This window comes from Clostridium sp. CMCC3677 (assembly GCF_023845585.1).
Classification (GTDB): Bacteria; Bacillota; Clostridia; order Clostridiales; family Clostridiaceae; genus Clostridium; species Clostridium aquiflavi.
In genome coordinates, this window is record NZ_JAMQHS010000004.1 from 1 (window position 1) to 16,824 (window position 16,824).

The 16,824-nt window shown below is 29.9% G+C and carries 13 protein-coding genes, 3 riboswitches and 1 other annotated feature; of the genes, 2 read left to right on the forward strand and 11 right to left on the reverse strand.

Features of this window, described 5'->3' with window-relative positions:
- Positions 1–179 precede the first annotated feature (179 nt).
- From NG901_RS05445 to NG901_RS05460, 4 genes are read right to left on the reverse strand one after another with little or no spacing between them, the layout of a single operon-like run.
- Positions 180–830 (reverse strand): Dph6-related ATP pyrophosphatase, encoded by a 651-nt coding sequence (locus NG901_RS05445; RefSeq protein ID WP_252212739.1) that lies wholly within the window; start codon positions 828–830, stop codon positions 180–182.
- Positions 831–886: 56 nt separating this feature from the next.
- Positions 887–1,648, reverse strand: coding sequence for an ABC transporter ATP-binding protein (locus NG901_RS05450; protein WP_252212740.1), 762 nt, complete (start codon positions 1,646–1,648; stop codon positions 887–889).
- 15 nt (positions 1,649–1,663) lie between these two features.
- Positions 1,664–2,689 (reverse strand): FecCD family ABC transporter permease, encoded by a 1,026-nt coding sequence (locus tag NG901_RS05455; protein ID WP_252212741.1) that lies wholly within the window; start codon positions 2,687–2,689, stop codon positions 1,664–1,666.
- Positions 2,670–3,599 (reverse strand): ABC transporter substrate-binding protein, encoded by a 930-nt coding sequence (locus NG901_RS05460; protein WP_252212742.1) that lies wholly within the window; start codon positions 3,597–3,599, stop codon positions 2,670–2,672. The genes NG901_RS05455 and NG901_RS05460 overlap by 20 nt, the downstream gene beginning before the upstream one ends.
- Positions 3,600–3,797: 198 nt before the next feature.
- Positions 3,798–3,975, reverse strand: a riboswitch (cobalamin riboswitch).
- A gap of 205 nt (positions 3,976–4,180) precedes the next feature.
- On the opposite strand from NG901_RS05460, the gene NG901_RS05465 reads away from it, so the two are divergent.
- Positions 4,181–5,023: a choline kinase family protein gene (locus NG901_RS05465; protein WP_252212743.1), complete on the forward strand. Its 843-nt coding sequence runs from the start codon at positions 4,181–4,183 to the stop codon at positions 5,021–5,023.
- A 46-nt stretch (positions 5,024–5,069) separates the two neighbouring features.
- Here the strand turns inward: NG901_RS05465 and NG901_RS05470 are convergent, their stop codons facing one another.
- The 3 genes from NG901_RS05470 to NG901_RS05480 all read right to left on the reverse strand — a co-directional run bounded on the left by NG901_RS05470 (position 5,070) and on the right by NG901_RS05480 (position 8,818).
- Positions 5,070–6,452 carry an amino acid permease gene (locus NG901_RS05470; RefSeq protein ID WP_252212744.1) on the reverse strand — a complete coding sequence of 461 codons (1,383 nt, stop codon included), beginning with the start codon at positions 6,450–6,452 and terminating at the stop codon, positions 5,070–5,072.
- Positions 6,453–6,593: 141 nt separating this feature from the next.
- Complete coding sequence (locus NG901_RS05475) at positions 6,594–6,848, reverse strand: alanine:cation symporter family protein (protein WP_252212745.1); 255 nt, start codon at positions 6,846–6,848, stop codon at positions 6,594–6,596.
- A 141-nt stretch (positions 6,849–6,989) separates the two neighbouring features.
- A riboswitch (glycine riboswitch) is annotated at positions 6,990–7,077 on the reverse strand.
- 475 nt (positions 7,078–7,552) lie between these two features.
- Positions 7,553–8,818, reverse strand: coding sequence for a cation:dicarboxylate symporter family transporter (locus NG901_RS05480; RefSeq protein ID WP_252212746.1), 1,266 nt, complete (start codon positions 8,816–8,818; stop codon positions 7,553–7,555).
- A gap of 370 nt (positions 8,819–9,188) precedes the next feature.
- Positions 9,189–9,448: a binding site (T-box leader), on the forward strand.
- A gap of 96 nt (positions 9,449–9,544) precedes the next feature.
- Between NG901_RS05480 and asnB the strand changes: the two genes are divergently transcribed.
- Positions 9,545–11,134 (forward strand): asparagine synthase B, encoded by a 1,590-nt coding sequence (gene asnB, locus NG901_RS05485; protein ID WP_252212747.1) that lies wholly within the window; start codon positions 9,545–9,547, stop codon positions 11,132–11,134.
- A 253-nt stretch (positions 11,135–11,387) separates the two neighbouring features.
- Here asnB and ade read toward each other — a convergent pair whose 3' ends face one another.
- The 4 genes from ade to NG901_RS05505 form a co-directional block, all read right to left on the reverse strand.
- On the reverse strand, positions 11,388–13,133 hold the full coding sequence (gene ade / locus NG901_RS05490) for an adenine deaminase (protein ID WP_252212748.1): 1,746 nt from the start codon (positions 13,131–13,133) through the stop codon (positions 11,388–11,390).
- 67 nt (positions 13,134–13,200) lie between these two features.
- Positions 13,201–13,300: riboswitch (purine riboswitch) on the reverse strand.
- Positions 13,301–13,387: 87 nt separating this feature from the next.
- The gene (locus NG901_RS05495; protein ID WP_252212749.1) at positions 13,388–15,349 is read right to left on the reverse strand and encodes a YeeR family protein; all 1,962 of its coding nucleotides are present in this window, start codon (positions 15,347–15,349) and stop codon (positions 13,388–13,390) included.
- Positions 15,350–15,379: 30 nt separating this feature from the next.
- Entirely contained in the window at positions 15,380–16,408 is a 1,029-nt protein-coding gene (locus tag NG901_RS05500; protein WP_252212750.1) for a helix-turn-helix transcriptional regulator, read from the reverse strand.
- 147 nt (positions 16,409–16,555) lie between these two features.
- Positions 16,556–16,798, reverse strand: a complete 243-nt coding sequence (locus NG901_RS05505; protein ID WP_252212751.1) for a hypothetical protein — start codon at positions 16,796–16,798, stop codon at positions 16,556–16,558.
- Positions 16,799–16,824 lie beyond the last annotated feature (26 nt).

Here is a 16,824-nt window from a genome sequence, read left to right on the forward strand (position 1 = left end):
CACATTTACTGCTTGTCTCAATTTTATATTGGGAGCAAGCTAAAATGGGACTATACTCATTTTAGCATTCCTAAGTTCAATTACTCAGCCCACTTTGCTTATGCATATATCAACACTCTGCTAAAACATAGCCTAAAATTATTTTATCAATATTATGTATTTTTCTTTTATTCTTTATTCTAAATATCTAAATATCCATACTCTTGAGTTTTTATTATTCCTTTTTTAGAAAAATTTATTGGATACTTAAATAATGGACCATCATATACAAATGTATGATATTCCCCATTTTCACCACAAGCATCAGAACCTGTAGCTTTTATTTGTTCTACAACATCTGTAGTTAATACTTTTCCTAAAAAGTCTTCAGACATACACTTAAGCTTTACATTCTTGATTACTGTTTTAAATCCTGAATCAATAAATTCATAAACTAAATCTTCCCTATTTTCTTGCCAAAGAGGAAATACAGCTTCAATGCTTGCTTCATTACATCTATCCGTGCACCATGCTCTATGTGGTTCTAAATCAATATCCCCAAATACACAAGAATCTATCCCATATTTTTCTCTAGCACAAATTAATGCTTTTGTAAAAGTCGCTTCATAATCATTTCCACCCTCTGAATCAACTAATAATAAAGATATATTCAGAGAATCTGCCATTTCTCTAATTAAATTTTCAGGCACCCCATGAAACCAAGATCTACAATTTTTTCTATCAACAGTAACAAGTAAAACTTCTGGCTTATGCCCTGCTTTTATCATTCTATATAAAGCTAAAGTACTATCTTTGCCACAACTATAAGACATAATAAACTTTTTAACCATAATTAACTTCCTTTCATACTTATGTATTAAAAATAGATATAATATATGTGTATAATTTAATTATCCTTCCACTTTTCCAGTGCATTAATCATAAATTCTTTAATATCTATTCCATAAACCTCTTTCAACTCTTCGCCACTAAAGACTTCCTTTGGTGTACCTTCCTTGATGATTTGCCCTTCATTTAATAACAGCACTTTTTCACCAAAGGTTTGAACTAGGTTTAAATCATGTAATACCGCTATTACTATTCTATTATTTTCTTTTGTCCAGCTTTTTAAATATTTTAGTATTTGAATCTGACATCTTAAATCCAGATGATTTGTTGGTTCATCTAAAAGTATTACTTCTGGATCTTGTGCAAACGCTCTTGCCAAGTAAACTCTTTGAAGCTGTCCTCCTGACAATTCAGTTATTAGCTTATCCTTTAAATTCGATATCCCAACATTATCTAGACACCTTAAGACCATGTCCTTATCTTCATTACTTGGCTTTCCAAATACTCCATTTATATGAGCATATCTACCCAATAATACTGTTTCAAAAACAGTATAAGGAAAATATATATTACTTGATTGACTCATAAGAGCTATCTTTGTTGCTAACTTTTTTCTATTCAACTTACGTATTTCTTTTGAATCAAGAGTAATATTGCCTTTATAATCTATCAAATTTGCTATAGATTTTAATAATGTACTTTTCCCACAACCATTAGGTCCAACTATACAAAAGTTATTTCCTCTTTCAATATTAAAGGTTATATTTTTAACTACGTCTAAATTATCATATCCACAACTTAGCCCCTCTATCTTTAACATGCTTTTCACCTACTTTTATTTTTTAAAGTATATATAAGCAAAAAATGGTGCTCCAATTAATGCAGTTATGGCGCCAACTGGCAACTCTGATGGTACAATTATTGTTCTTGAAACTAAATCTGTTATTACCATCAAACATCCTCCAAATACTGCTGACATTGATATTACATATGAATGGTTTGATCCAAATATCTTTCTAACAACATGAGGTGCTATTAAATCAACAAAACCAATTACTCCACTTAATGCAACTGCACTACCCGTAAGAAACGCTACAAATAAAAATAAATTTCTTTTAACCTTATTTGTCTCAACACCTAATGCCTTTGCCTCATCTTCTCCAAATGTTAATACATCCATTTCCCTACAATAAATCATTACGCCAACTAATCCAATAATATAAAAAGGTATTGAAGCCTTAACGTAACTCCATCCTCTCATTGCGAATGAACCCATTTGCCACATTACAATACTTTGCATTTTATCACTAAACAATGCTGAAATTGTAGTTAATATTGCATTACAAAATAGTGAAAATACCATACCAACAAGAATTATTCTACTACTCGATATAGCGCTATCTGCTTTTTCACAAAGTTTAAGAACTACAATCATTGTAACCAAACTACAAACAAATCCAACTATTGGCATTGTTAAGTTGCCTAAAAATGGAATATAAGCACCACTTACAATTAATATTCCTACACCTAAAGAGGCTCCAGAAGACAGACCTAAAGTATATGGTGATGCTAATGTATTTTTAAGAACTGACTGAGTTACAGCACCACTTACACCTAATGATCCCCCAACAATAAAGGCTAATAATACCCGTGGTAATCTTACATTCCAAATTATTACTACCTGGCTTGAATCAATTCCATCACTTAATGGAACACTAAAAATTTTATGGCCTAGAATTGAAATAATATCTAAAATACCAATATTGGAACTCCCAATGGAAGTTCCAATGCATAAAATTAAAAATACTAGCGGAATTGATAGCATTAATAATATTCTATTTTTATAAGTCTTTGTATTCATCTGGATAAATAACCTTTGCCATTTTCTTTAATGCTTTAATTATATTTTGTGATGGTCTTGAAGAAGCATTATTATCAATCATATATACATCACCATTCTTAACAGCTGTGATTGTGTTCCATCCTTCACGGCTAGTTATATCCTCTATTGCAGTTTTTTCATTTCCGCTAAGCCCTAAATTATTTGTTAAAATAACATCGGGATTTGCTGCAATTACTGACTCTTCTGAAGTTGTTATCCAAGAATTTTGGTCTCCAAAAATATTTTTAGCTCCAACTACTTCTATCATTTCATTTAAAAAAGTATCTTTACCAAAAGTAAATAAACCTGAACCTGAGCCTATTTCAAAATAAACACTTTTCTTTTCTGTAATAGTATCAGAAATAGTTTTTATTGCATTAACTTCTTTTTTCATATTTTCTACTATTTCTTTACCTTTCAATTCAGTATCTGTTATTTGTGCCATAAACTCTATATCGCCATAAATACCATCAATACTGTAACTGCTTGGTATATATACAACTGCTATTCCTGCTTGTTTTATTAAAGCAAATGGATCTTCATCCCCTACTTTATTATGCCCAGAGGCTATTATCATGTCTGGCTTTAACGAAATGATAGCTTCAACATCTGGATTTCTAAAATCTAATTGTGGCAATTCAGGATTAACACCTTCGATATCTGTTGAGTAATTATCTATTGCAATTAATTTATCACCTAAGCCTAATCCCATTAATACCTCTGTATTTGATGGTGCCGTTGAAATTATTTTATTAATTTCCTTAGGTGCTACAAATTCATTACCTTCTCTATCACGCATCGCAGTTATTTTTTCAGTACAACCTACTAAAACTGACATAAACATTGCTAAAATCATTAATAATGATATGAGTTTTCTTTTGTGTTTCATTTCCATTCCTCCTAAAAAATATTATCAGTGCAACTTAATAATTATCAGTTAAAAATCATATTAACTCAAAAAAGAGCCACTCTTTTTGAGAGTAGCTCTAAAAATACATACTAAGAATTTTATATTAGTTATAGTTTATATCTTTATTAAGCATAACAATAAATTAATAAATATTTATTATCTCACCCTCAGAAGATAATATGAATTCTATATATGGCAGGTCTCCCGACTTCACTTCATCCTACTTTTCTCACCTTCCCGAATTTTACAGTGGTGTATTTAAGAATTTCGTCAGTTTCACGGTTACTGGGATAGTTTGGGGTTTTCACCCAATTCCCTATTAAGTCAATAAAACACCTTATACAGTTTAATTTTCATACTGATTATATCCTTCAATATATTACTTGTCAAACAAAATCTTTTCTTCATGAAACCATCTTAGTTTAAACAATTACATTAATTACTAATTAACTATAATCAATTCTTTATTAAACTTTGTATAAATTTTTTATTCCCTTTTCTAATGTTTTTTGTTATAATTCTTTATTATTTTATATAAATGAATTAGGAGAATATTTAAAATGAATGAAGAGTTATTGTTTTTATTAAAACAAAATACTAATTGGAATACTAACCTTGTTACCTCTGTAGAAAGAATAGGTGGACTTAATAATAATAACTATAAAGTTTCATATAATGGTGATGATTTTTTTATTAGAATTTGCACCAATCTATATTTAGATAATGATAGAAAAACTGAATTTCAAATCATAAATAAAGCTTCTAATATTGATTTAACTCCTAAACCTTATTATTTTTCTAGCAAAAGTGGTAATATGATTCTTCCTTGGATAAATGGTAAAATGCCTACTGAAGATGAATTCTCCTCTATTAATTTTATTATCAGATTAACTAAAAGATTAAAAGAACTTCATAATTTAAATTGTGAAAAGCTCTTTAAACCTTTTAATCATATAAAAACTAGAATTGATTTATGTAAAAAATTAAATATCTCTTTACCTAATTATATTGATAAACTCTTTAAAAAATTAAATTATCTAGAATTTATTCTAAATAATAATCCAACTATAGGCTTATGTCACAATGATCTTAATTGTTCAAATATACTTCTTTCAAAGAACAACTTATATTTTATTGATTATGAATATTCAGCCATGGGCGATGTTTTTTGGGATCTTGCTACAATATCATGGTTCCTTAATGATAATTGTAGAAAGAATTTATTAATACAATATTTTGGTTATTATAAAGAAGAAGATTATAAAAAACTATTAGATTTTTTATATGTAGTTAAATTTTATAATGCAACATGGTCATTATTAAAAACTAAAGATCCAAACAATGATTATGATTATCTTAACGGGGCTAATATTATTTTTGAAGATTTAAGACAAAACTCTTAAATAATTAATCTATTGTCGTACAAATGTCTAACGTAAGTGAGTTAACCTATACTAAATTTCTTTTTGCATTTTCTTCATTTTTCTTTTTTGATTTAAGTATCTTGTAAATCATACCAAGCATTATAAACCATACAGGTGTTACAAATAGGGCTACACGAGTTTCATTATTAAGTGCCAATACGACTATAACAAAAGCAAAAAATGCTAGAATTATATAGTTTACCATTGGATAAAATGGCATTTTGAATTTACTCTTAGTAGCAAGCTCAGGATTAGTTTTGCGATATCTTAGATGGCAGATAACTATAATTGCCCAAATGAAGATAAAGCAGAATGTTGATATACTTGTAATAAGTACAAACACTCCTTCTGGTATAATATAGTTCAGAATAACTGAAATCAATATGACAGTTGCAGAAAACATTGTAGCATTAGAAGGTACTTGATGAGAAGTTAATTTTTTCATTGACTCAGGTGCATTATTTTCTTTAGCAAGAGAGTAAACCATACGACTTGTGCTGAAGATACCGCTGTTACAAGCAGATGCAGCTGATGTTAGTACAACGAAATTTACAATACTTGCTGCTGCTGCGATTCCCACTGCAGCAAATACCTGTACAAATGGGCTTTTATCTGGATTAATTGAATTCCATGGGTATATACTCATAATAACAGTAAGTGCTCCGATATAGAAAATAATAATTCTAATTGGAATATTATTAATAGCCTTTGGAATAACATGTTCTGGATTTTCAGTTTCACCAGCTGTTAAACCAACTAATTCGATTCCAGTAAAAGCAAATACAACCATTTGGAAAGAAAGGATAAAACCTCTTAACCCATTTGGAAACCAGCCACCATGACTCCAAAGGTTTGTAAAGCTAGATATACCAGCATCTGTAGAAAATCCTTTAATAATCATAAATGTACCAATTATAATTAGTGATAAAATTGCAACAACTTTAATTAAGGCAAACCAGAATTCCATTTCACCAAATAACTTTACTGTGGTAAGATTCATAATTAGTAAAATTACAAGAACTATAAGGCTTGGAACCCATTGAGCTATATTCGGGAACCAATATTGTATGTAAAGTCCAGCAGCAGTTAAGTCAGCCATAGCAAGTGAAATCCAACAAAACCAGTAGGTCCATCCAGTAATAAATGCTGCTCTATCTCCTAGATAATCATATACAAAGTCTACAAAAGAATGGTAGTTCAAATTAGAAAGCAATAATTCCCCAAGGGCACGCATAATAAAAAAACAAATTATCCCTGTTATCATATACGCAAATAAAATAGATGGACCTGCCAAGTGAATTGACCTGCCTGCACCAAGGAATAATCCCGTACCAATTGCACCTCCAATTGCAAGTAATTGAACATGACGATTTTTTAGTCCTCTCGATAAATTTTGATTTTCTGACATATGTATTCCGCCTTTCTAAATGTTACTGTTTTTAAATCTGTGTTACTGAGATCACAATTTTCTAGAATTATTATTGGGCCATTGAAATATAGCTTTCTATTTCTATAATGCCCCAAAAAAGTATTATTGATGTTAGTACTGTTATAAAGCATAACTACAAGATATAGTAGCTGCTAATACAGTACATAATGTTGCAAAACTAGTAACATCACCTTCTACATTGTGCTCTTTTTCACTTTTCTCAAAAAGAAATTTTAGAGAAAGAGACAATTTGAGTAATTGAATTAATCCTAGACGTACAGTAAGACAGATTCTAGTTTCCATTAGTAAGACTAAAAGTGGAACCCCCAATACTATAAAATCGATTTGAGTAAGTACTTTTGTTAATTGATCCATTTTATCCCTCCATGTTAGTCAAAAAGCATGTACTAAAAAATACTTTTTCCTAATATAAGTATTTTGTTATTGGAGATACAAATGGGAATAGATAAAATCTAAATGAAGTAATATATAATGTATTACTTTTATAAGATATGCTACCTTTCCCCTGTCCTTTTACCTGAGAGTTTCGTCTTACGACTTTCTCCTTCGGTGCTCTATTTCGAGTCTCTCCAAGGGTTCATCCAATAGCGGTCATCTCTAATTAAATAGGTACCTGAAAGATTTACTTCTTCGGTGCATGACCATAGTCACAACTCTCCCACTATCTTCGTCTGAACTGTTAAAATATATACTAGTCTATTTTTAATAAAGTTGCAACAATTTCTTCATTTTTTTATTAAAATAAAAATGTTATTTCATAATAATTGCTAAAAACATCTATTATAAGATAATAACATGTTCCATTTATAGTAAATAATTTAAATAATAAAACTACTTCTATAAATGTGATATTTTAATATCAAAAAAACTAAATGTTCTATGGTTGAGAAATTTAAAAAGATCTGACTCCAATTAAATATCGAAGTCAGATCTTAACTTTATAATTTTTGTGCTAATTCTTTTGCGCTGATTTTTGTATAATTATTGTTAAAAGACTTGTATTCAATATTTTCTTAATTATACGTATCAATCCAGTTTAATTTATTAATTTTATTTAATTATGCTGCATTTTTAATGGATTCAAAATATTTTTTTCCTTCTTCATCATTATATTTTCCTTCCCATTTAGATATAACAACAACAGCCAATGAGTTTCCAATTACATTAACAGTAGTTCTTGCCATATCAACAATACGATCGATTCCAGCAATAAAAGCTACTCCCTCTACAGGAATACCTACAGAACCTACAGTAGCTAATAAAACAACAAAAGATGCACCAGGCACTCCTGCCATACCTTTTGAAGTAATCATTAATACAAATACTAAATTAATTTGAGTAGCAAGTGGTAAATGAATTCCATATATTTGTGCAATAAAAAGTGCTCCAATAGCTTGATATAATGTAGATCCATCTAAGTTAAATGAGTATCCTGTTGGAATAACAAATGATGTAATTGACTTTGGACATCCGAACTTCTCCATTTTTTCCATAAGTTTTGGTAAAACTGCTTCAGAGCTTGCTGTAGTATATGCAAGAATAATTTCATCTTTTAAAATTTTTATAAGTGCCATAATACTTATTCCAAATATTTTTCCCACAAAGCCAAGCACTACAAGTACAAAGAAAATCATAGCACCATAAACAGTAATAACTAATTTTCCTAATGGAATTAAGGAAGCTAGTCCAAATTTAGAAACTGTTACACCTATTAAACCAAATACCCCTAGCGGAGCAAGTTTCATAATTTGATTCGTTACCCAAAACATTGCATCAGCCACGCCTTGACAAACAGCAAGAACTGGTTTCCCTTTATCACCAATTGCAGCAACACCTAAACCAAACATAACTGAAAAGAATATAACAGCAAGTAAATCACCTTTAGCAAATGATTCAAAAATATTAGTTGGAACAATATTTATAAATGTGTCCATAAAACCATGATTAGATGCTGCTTCTACGGTACTCATATATTTATCAATACTAACTGCTGAAAGCTCCTGAATATTTACACCAGTTCCTGGATGAACTAAATTTGCTACTAATAAACCTAATATAATAGCACCTGTAGTTACTACTTCAAAATAAAGTATTGTTTTTCCACCAATTTTACCTACTTGTTTAATATCACCTACACCGGCAACACCAACAACAAGTGATGTAAATACAATAGGAACAACTATCATTTTGATTAATCGGATAAAAATATCCCCAAACGGTTGTAGATATGACTCGACAACTGGATTACCATAGAAAACTGCTCCTATTATAATACCTAGTGTAAGTCCAATAAGAATTTGAATTGCTAGTCCTAATTTTTTCATTTAAAGTCCCTCTCAATTGTCTATAATTTTTATCATTAGATTTATTATACTGGAATATATTCAACAAAATTCCATATAAAATTCCAATTCACAGCATATAGTATAACATAAATAAAAATATTTATCCCTATGTTTTAAAATTCCAAATGTACAACCATTATAATTGCATATTTTTTTAATTCTCTTTAAAACTTGATATGCAAAACATGATCATTGAAACCCACTATTTTTAAATTTCAATAAGGATTTATACTTGTCCAATATCTTAGAAACTTAATTTTATTTAAAAAATATTTTATAAATCTCTTGACTGATTATAAAATTCCAAGTAAAATGAAATAAATTTAAATTTACATTTCAAACAATCAATATAAAAGCCTTGATGGGAAGAGTAGTTATTATGAGGTAGTCAAAGCGAATCAGTAATGGTGAGAGACTGATACGAAACTAATAATGAAGAACATCCCGGAGCTTCCAAACGAAATTTATTAAGAGTAGTCTTGGACGGAACCAAACCGTTATAGCTTGGACAGTATCGAATTTATTTAGTTAATTCCGTACTGATTAAAGTGAGCTTTTTTTAAGCTAATTTAGGTGGTACCACGGAAGTTTAAGTCTTTCGTCCTATGTTTATAGGATGAAGGGCTTTTTTTATTACAAAAAAGTTTAATAGAGATAAATATTTGAACAATTACATTTTTTATTTAACTGAGGAGGAATATTAATATGTGTACAATTATGTGTTATACAGGAACAGACATGAAACATGAAAAATTTGCTGGGGCATTACAAAGAACTGAGTCTAGAGGACCAGATATGACTGAAATTCTAACTTTACCATCTGGTATTTTAGGTTTTCAAAGACTTGCTATTATGGATTTAAGTTTTGGTGGAATGCAACCATTCACAAGAAAAAAAGATGCATCTATCTGTAATGGTGAAATTTATGGATTCCGTAAATTAAAAGAGGAACTAATGGCAAAAGGGCATAAATTTATTTCTGACAGTGATTGCGAAATATTACTTCCAATGTACTTAGAGTACGGGCTAGATATGTTCTCAAAATTAGATGCAGAATTCGCAGCCGTTATCTATGATGGAGAAAAGGATACTTTCATTGCAGCAAGAGATCCAATTGGAATTCGTCCTCTATTCTATGGCTATTCTGAATGTGGTAAAATCATGTTTGCCAGTGAAGCTAAAAATTTAGTTGGTCTTACAGAAAAGATTATGTCATTTCCACCAGGACATTATTATGCTGATGGTAAATTTACATGCTACTGTGATATCGCATCAGTAAAGGGCGATTACTGCAAAGATGACTTAGACGTTATTTGTAGTAACATTCATGACAAATTAGTAACTGCTATAGAAAAACGTATGGATGCTGATGCTTCAGTAGGATTCTTATTAAGTGGTGGCTTAGACAGCTCATTAGTATGTTCAATTGCTCAAAAAATGTATCCTGACAAACCAATAAAAACTTTTGCTATAGGTATGACAGAAGATGCAATTGACTTAAAATACGCAAAAGAAGTTGCAGATTACATTCATAGTGATCATACTGTTGTTTACATGACCAAAGAAGAAGTTCTTGACTCACTAGAAGAGGTTATTAAACTTCTTGGAACATTTGATATTACAACAATAAGAGCTAGTATTGGTATGTATTTAATTTGTAAAAAAATACATGAGATTTCTGATGTGAGAGTACTTCTAACTGGTGAAATTTCTGATGAATTATTTGGATATAAATATACTGATTTTGCTCCAAATGCAGAAGAATTCCAAAAAGAATCACAAAAGAGAATTAAAGAACTCTTTATGTATGATGTACTTAGAGCGGACCGTTGTATCGCATCTAATTCTTTAGAAGCAAGAGTGCCATTTGGTGATTTAGATTTTGTAAAATATGTTATGTCTATTGACCCTGAAAAGAAATTAAACAAATACAATATGGGGAAATACCTTTTAAGGCATTCTTTTGAAGGTGATTATCTTCCACATAATATTTTATATCGTGAAAAAGCAGCCTTTAGCGATGCTGTAGGACATTCTATGGTAGATTATTTAAAGGAGTATGCAGAAACAGTCTATAGTGGTGAAGATTTTGATAAAACAAGTGAAAAGTATAACTACCATGCTCAACCATTTACAAAAGAATCATTGCTATATAGAGAAATTTTTGAAAAATACTATCCAGGCCAAGCAAAAATGATAGTTGATTTTTGGATGCCAAACAAAGAGTGGGAAGGCTGTGCTGTAGACGATCCTAGTGCCCGAGTATTATCAAATTATGGTGATAGCGGACTATAATTAAAAAATAAATTTAATTTATTTTTTATGGTTATTTTTTAGCTTCATTATTATTTAAAGCAACTTCATCATATGTGATGAAGTTGCTTATATACTTTGTTATTTCCCAAGAAATAACATCAATAAAAAATCATAACTATTTCACATGTTCTAATTTTAAGTTTAAAAATCAGTTGCTAAAATCTGTTTTCTTCTCTAACTTCAAAATAATAAACATTTTCATTAAAATGTACTTTTTTCAAACATAAATTTTTTAAGCTTGAACTTTTATATGAGAAAATGTTTTAAATTCAAACAATCCCATATCTGTTAACTTAATTTCTGGAATAACTGGAAGAGTTAAGAACGATAAAGTTAAAAAAGGATTAAAATCTGCATTAACTCCTATTATACTTAAAGCTTGATTTAAAATTTTAAGTTGTTGTTGAACCTCTAAATAGCCATTCTCAGATATTAATCCTCCTATAGCAAGAGGTAATGATGCTATAATTTCTTTACCTGAAGCAATTGCAATTCCTCCATTCATCTTTTTAAGATGATTAACTGCTAAAAACATTTCTTCATCAGAAGTTCCAACAACTACAATGTTATGGGAATCATGAGCGACCGTTGTTGCAATTGCTCCATTTTTTATACCAAATCCTTTAACAATTCCCAATCCAATATTTCCTGTTGCGTGATGTCTTTCTATTACAGCCATCTTTAATTGGTCATTAGAGATTGATGTACTAAAATTGCCTTTATCTATATCAACTTTTTCAACTCTATGATGTGTTATTAAACTATTAGGAACTATTTCTATTACATTGCATAAATCAGAAGATAAAGGTATTTCAAAAGCATTTTTTTCTAACTCTTTCATATTTATCTTAGGTAACTTCAGAGCTAATTCTTTACTGTTATCATTTGTTTTAAATTCTTCTTTCTTTATTTTCCCATTATCTACAACACATATCCCCTTCTTTAAAACTTTATCTATTGAAATATTCTGTAATTCATCTAATATTAATAAATCAGCTTGATACCCTGGTGCTATTGCTCCAAAACTACGAAGACCAAAAAATTCTGCTGCATTAATTGTTACCATTTGAATCGCTGTAACTGGATCTAGTCCTTCTTTTATTGCAAGCCTAACATTATGATCTACGCTACCTTCAACAATTAAATCATCAGGTAACTTATCATCTGTAACCAACATACATCTTCTTGAATTTGTTGGAGTTACAACTTTTATTAGTTTTTTTAATTCTTTAGCTGCTGTACCTTCCCTAATCATTAAGTACATACCTAATTCTAAACGTTCCTTTGCTTCCTTAACATTAGCACATTCATGATCTGCATAAATCCCTGTAGATATATATACGTTTAGCTCTTCTTTGCTAAGTCCCGGAGCATGTCCATCTACAATACCTCCATTTAAATGAGCATTAATAATTTTCTGTAACATCTCTTCATTTAAATTCACTATAGACGAAAAATCCATAAATTCTGCGAGTCCTAAAACCCTTGTGTGTGTGTAAAAAGGTTGTAAATCTTCTGCATCAAGTTTTGCTCCACTATTTTCAAATGAAGTTGCTGGAACGCATGAAGGAAGCATAATAAATACATCTATCGGCAATTCTTCTGATGCATTTAACATAAAGCTGAGCCCATCTATACCTGCAACATTTGCAATTTCATGGGGATCAGCCATTACTGTAGTAACCCCATGTTGAATGAGAACTTTTGATAATTCATGTGGTGTCAACATTGTACTTTCTATATGCATATGGCCATCAATAAATCCAGGGACTATAACTTTATCCTGTACATCTATAATTTTTTCGCCTTCATACTGACCAATGCCTGCTATAATTCCATCTGCAATAGCTATATCGCCTTTCATAATATCTCCAGTAAAAACATTTAGTATTTTTCCATTTTTCACAACTGTATCTGCCTTTACCTCCTTATTAGCTACTTTAATTCTTCTCTTCAATAAATTCATATCAATTTTCATAAGACACTACCTTCCTAAAATTACTAATTAAATTTTTTAAAATAAAAAATCCTGATTACAAAGAAAAAAGACGTATCCTTTTCTTTGTAATCAGGATTTTACGGTTCCTGGTAGATACCCTCAAACCATATTCTTGAGGTTATACAAATAATTTTTTCGTTAATTTTTAAATTATTATAACTTATAATAAATACATTGTCAATTAATAGAAATATATTCTGATGTGATTAACATTATACCTATAATCAAAGCACTTAACTAGCTTGGTCTGATAATTCTTCTAGTACAACACGTAATCCATTTAACATATCAGCATCTGAAGGAATTTTTATCACCTCTCTCTTTTTAACTTCTTCTTCAACTAATGGCTCTAATACATTTTTAGCAAATAACTCTCTATTTGAACTTGCAAACATATCTTTAAGGAATTTTCCAGTTAATTTATCTTTTAATCTATCAATTATATTTTCAGCTTCTTTTTTATTAATCAAGTAGTCTTCAGCTAACTGTGTAAATACTTTTTCTACTATCTTCACCATTTTATTAGCATCATCTTCAATAAACTCATCTAATACAGCTCCTGATACTTTTCCGGCTGCGGCTCCACCTGCAAAAGAACCAAGTATTCCACCAACAAATCCACCAATAGCAGTTCCAACTATAGGTATTGCTGACCCAATTGCTGCACCTGCTGTAGCACCGCCTACCCATCCAGCAGTTCCACCTGCAACAGTAGATGCTGTATTAGCAACATTTTTAAATAGCTGACTTCCTGAAATTCTTCCTCTAAAAATATTTGCTACATCCAAACTAGATAATACGACAACTGAAACTGCACCAGTTATTGCATTTCCTCTTAGCATTTTAGCAGCACTCTTCATTGCAGCTGCACCATATATATTTCCTCCACTTCTAAATGCATTAACTAACATTGCTGATGCTTTGGGTCCCATTATACTTACAATCGCTTCCGAACTTCCTACTAATGCACTATTTAAACCAGCTTTTGATAATTGACTTGCTAATACTGCAGTTGCAAATGTAGTTCCACCAACTTTTAAACCAGAATAAGCCGCATTTTTTATAGCGACATCAAAGTCTTCTCCATTCCAAATAGAAGTTGCAAATGTTAACACTGAACTTATTCCCATTGCACCTGTTGCTATAATTGCACCATTAACAGCATCAAATGTAATAGATTCAACAGTTCCAAATTTTGCTATATTTTTAGCTTGTTCATATGTAAAATGTCCTCTTCTAACTATATCTTTAGCTTTTGATGGATCACTCACTCCTGAAACTTCACCATTTTTTATTCTATTTTCCATAGCTTTTACTGCTGAATCATACTTATCTGACGGAACTTCTATTTGCATTGGCGTTCCATCTGTATTTATATATCTTAGTTTGCCATTTTCAAAGCATTCAGAAATACACTTTGATCCACTTGCACAATATTTTGTCTGTATATTAACACCATTAACTACTCTGTCAGCTCCATCTTTAATTATACGCCCTGTATTAGGATCAATATCATCTCCTACTAAATTAACTTTTCCTTTTCCAAAAAAATCACCATTATTAATCTTATCATATAAATGATTAGCTTGTTCTGCTGCGAATCCATGACCTCTAGGTGTATTAAACTTATCCATCCCATAGATCGTACTTGCATTACTAACATTTCCATAAGTTATTCCTGCTACCACTCCCCCTATGTTATCTTTCATTTCTAGTTCTATATGTTCTATTCTTTCTCTATCCTCATCATCTAAATCCATAATTCCAGATGCTATTTCAAGAAAAATTTTTATATTTCTTTTACTCCATATCGTCGTAGTAACATAATATGTATAACGGTCAGTGGTAGTAATGCTAAGTTCTACAGACTGTGGGTTATATTTTAACTCACATATATCTTCATACTTTACACTAAATTTTTTGGTTGAATTTTTAGGTGAATTTATATACATAGCTTTATCAGTAAAATAAATCCCTTCTGCAACATCACTCCAATCACCTAATATACAAATTACATCACTTCTTTTTTCACTAATAATACCAGATTTCATTAAAACATCCATAGCTTTTGTGTTTCTAGACTTGTCATATGAAAAACCATATATAGGTGCAGACCATTTTGGGGCACATAAAAAGAATTGATTTTTTTTATTAATTTCATAAATTACTTTTTCTAAATATTCTTTATTTTCCATTATTACTCCTCCAAATATAAAAATAATTAATTAGTTATTTTTATATAACTCATACATTTTTTGTATTGTTCCTTTTATTTCATCAACATAGTCTTTAGGCCATGTGACCTTTAGAAATTCTTTTTGTGAAAGAATCCATCTCTTTACGCCTTCACCATAAATCTCTGCTTTAACTTTATATCCTTTATCAGTTTTTCCAATAATCTTTGCTGTTGGTAATCTATCGAGTACTGCTTCTATGGAATCTCCAAAAAACTCAAATTCAATAGTCTTAAATTCACCAGTATACATAAACTGAACTTTCTTTCTATATTTATCCTCTTCAAACCTACCATAAGGATAAGTGGAGTTAATCTCTGTTTCTTTATAATTTTCAATTCTATCAACTCTAAATGGTATTTCAAATTTACTGCTTTCTTTATCAATTTCAGACACAAGATAGAAATAATATTCATTAAAAACTATTGCAATTGGATTTACTATATGATGCTTTTCTATTCCATCAGCTCGCTTATAATCAAACTCAACCTTTTTGCCTTTTTCAATACTTTTACGCATACTCCAAAGTTGATCAATTATATCTTTCTTATGATGAGGCTCAACATAATAAAGTTCTTCTTTTGCAATTATATTTTTCATAACTGATATATCTTCAATTTGAAATTCTAGTATATTTAACATTCTTCTTATTTCTTTTTTTGTAAATGCTCTTGATTGTATAATAACCCTAACAAAAGCATAAATATCGCTTTCACTAAAATCAATATCACTTTTTATATTTACCTTATGTATATTATCTTTTGGACAATATTCTATTTTTCTGCATTCCCCAACACTGCCCTTCTTTTCATACTCATTCTCAAAATAGCCATTCAAACATTCAATATCTCTTCTGATAGTTCTTTCATTAACCTCAGAATCCCTTGCAAATTTCAACTTGTTAAATTGTTTTTCTTTATTAATTAAATTGTAAAGATTAAGAATTCTATATATAGTTCTTCTCTCTTTTATGGACTCTTCTTTTTCTTTAATATCTATTTTTTCTTCCATAACTTCCATTTTTATTATTCCTCCAACAATATTTTACTTAAAGTAATGTTTTTTGTATACTATTTTAAGTTAATTTATGATAATGCTTAGTAATATTTTCATGTTATTATCTTCTTTAAACTTTGTTTTTTCATTATTATTCGCCTCCATTTATTTTTATGCTTTTTTCTCTTTTCCTTCAAATATCTTAACTAATATCCATATAATTACACCTATTATAACTAACCATTTTGCTGCCATTCCTAAAAGCAACATCGCTATGTATCCAGCACTCCAACAACCTACAAATGTTGAAGTAACACCTGTGCATCCGAAATAGTAAACATTAAACATCTCATTTAGTAATAGAAATAATATTATTCCTATTACTAATCCAATAATCATTGCTATTACTTGCATAACCTACATCCTTTCTTTATTGATTA

What these genes read in the sequence shown, in the direction of transcription:
- NG901_RS05445 (WP_252212739.1), bottom strand. Translation starts at nt 830, where the DNA reads ATGGTTAAAAAGTTTATTATGTCTTATAGTTGTGGCAAAGATAGTACT.
- NG901_RS05450 (WP_252212740.1), bottom strand. Translation starts at nt 1,648, where the DNA reads ATGTTAAAGATAGAGGGGCTAAGTTGTGGATATGATAATTTAGACGTA.
- NG901_RS05455 (WP_252212741.1), bottom strand. Translation starts at nt 2,689, where the DNA reads ATGAATACAAAGACTTATAAAAATAGAATATTATTAATGCTATCAATT.
- NG901_RS05460 (WP_252212742.1), bottom strand. Translation starts at nt 3,599, where the DNA reads ATGAAACACAAAAGAAAACTCATATCATTATTAATGATTTTAGCAATG.
- NG901_RS05465 (WP_252212743.1), top strand. Translation starts at nt 4,181, where the DNA reads ATGAATGAAGAGTTATTGTTTTTATTAAAACAAAATACTAATTGGAAT.
- NG901_RS05470 (WP_252212744.1), bottom strand. Translation starts at nt 6,452, where the DNA reads ATGTCAGAAAATCAAAATTTATCGAGAGGACTAAAAAATCGTCATGTT.
- NG901_RS05475 (WP_252212745.1), bottom strand. Translation starts at nt 6,848, where the DNA reads ATGGATCAATTAACAAAAGTACTTACTCAAATCGATTTTATAGTATTG.
- NG901_RS05480 (WP_252212746.1), bottom strand. Translation starts at nt 8,818, where the DNA reads ATGAAAAAATTAGGACTAGCAATTCAAATTCTTATTGGACTTACACTA.
- asnB (WP_252212747.1), top strand. Translation starts at nt 9,545, where the DNA reads ATGTGTACAATTATGTGTTATACAGGAACAGACATGAAACATGAAAAA.
- ade (WP_252212748.1), bottom strand. Translation starts at nt 13,133, where the DNA reads ATGAAAATTGATATGAATTTATTGAAGAGAAGAATTAAAGTAGCTAAT.
- NG901_RS05495 (WP_252212749.1), bottom strand. Translation starts at nt 15,349, where the DNA reads ATGGAAAATAAAGAATATTTAGAAAAAGTAATTTATGAAATTAATAAA.
- NG901_RS05500 (WP_252212750.1), bottom strand. Translation starts at nt 16,408, where the DNA reads ATGGAAGTTATGGAAGAAAAAATAGATATTAAAGAAAAAGAAGAGTCC.
- NG901_RS05505 (WP_252212751.1), bottom strand. Translation starts at nt 16,798, where the DNA reads ATGCAAGTAATAGCAATGATTATTGGATTAGTAATAGGAATAATATTA.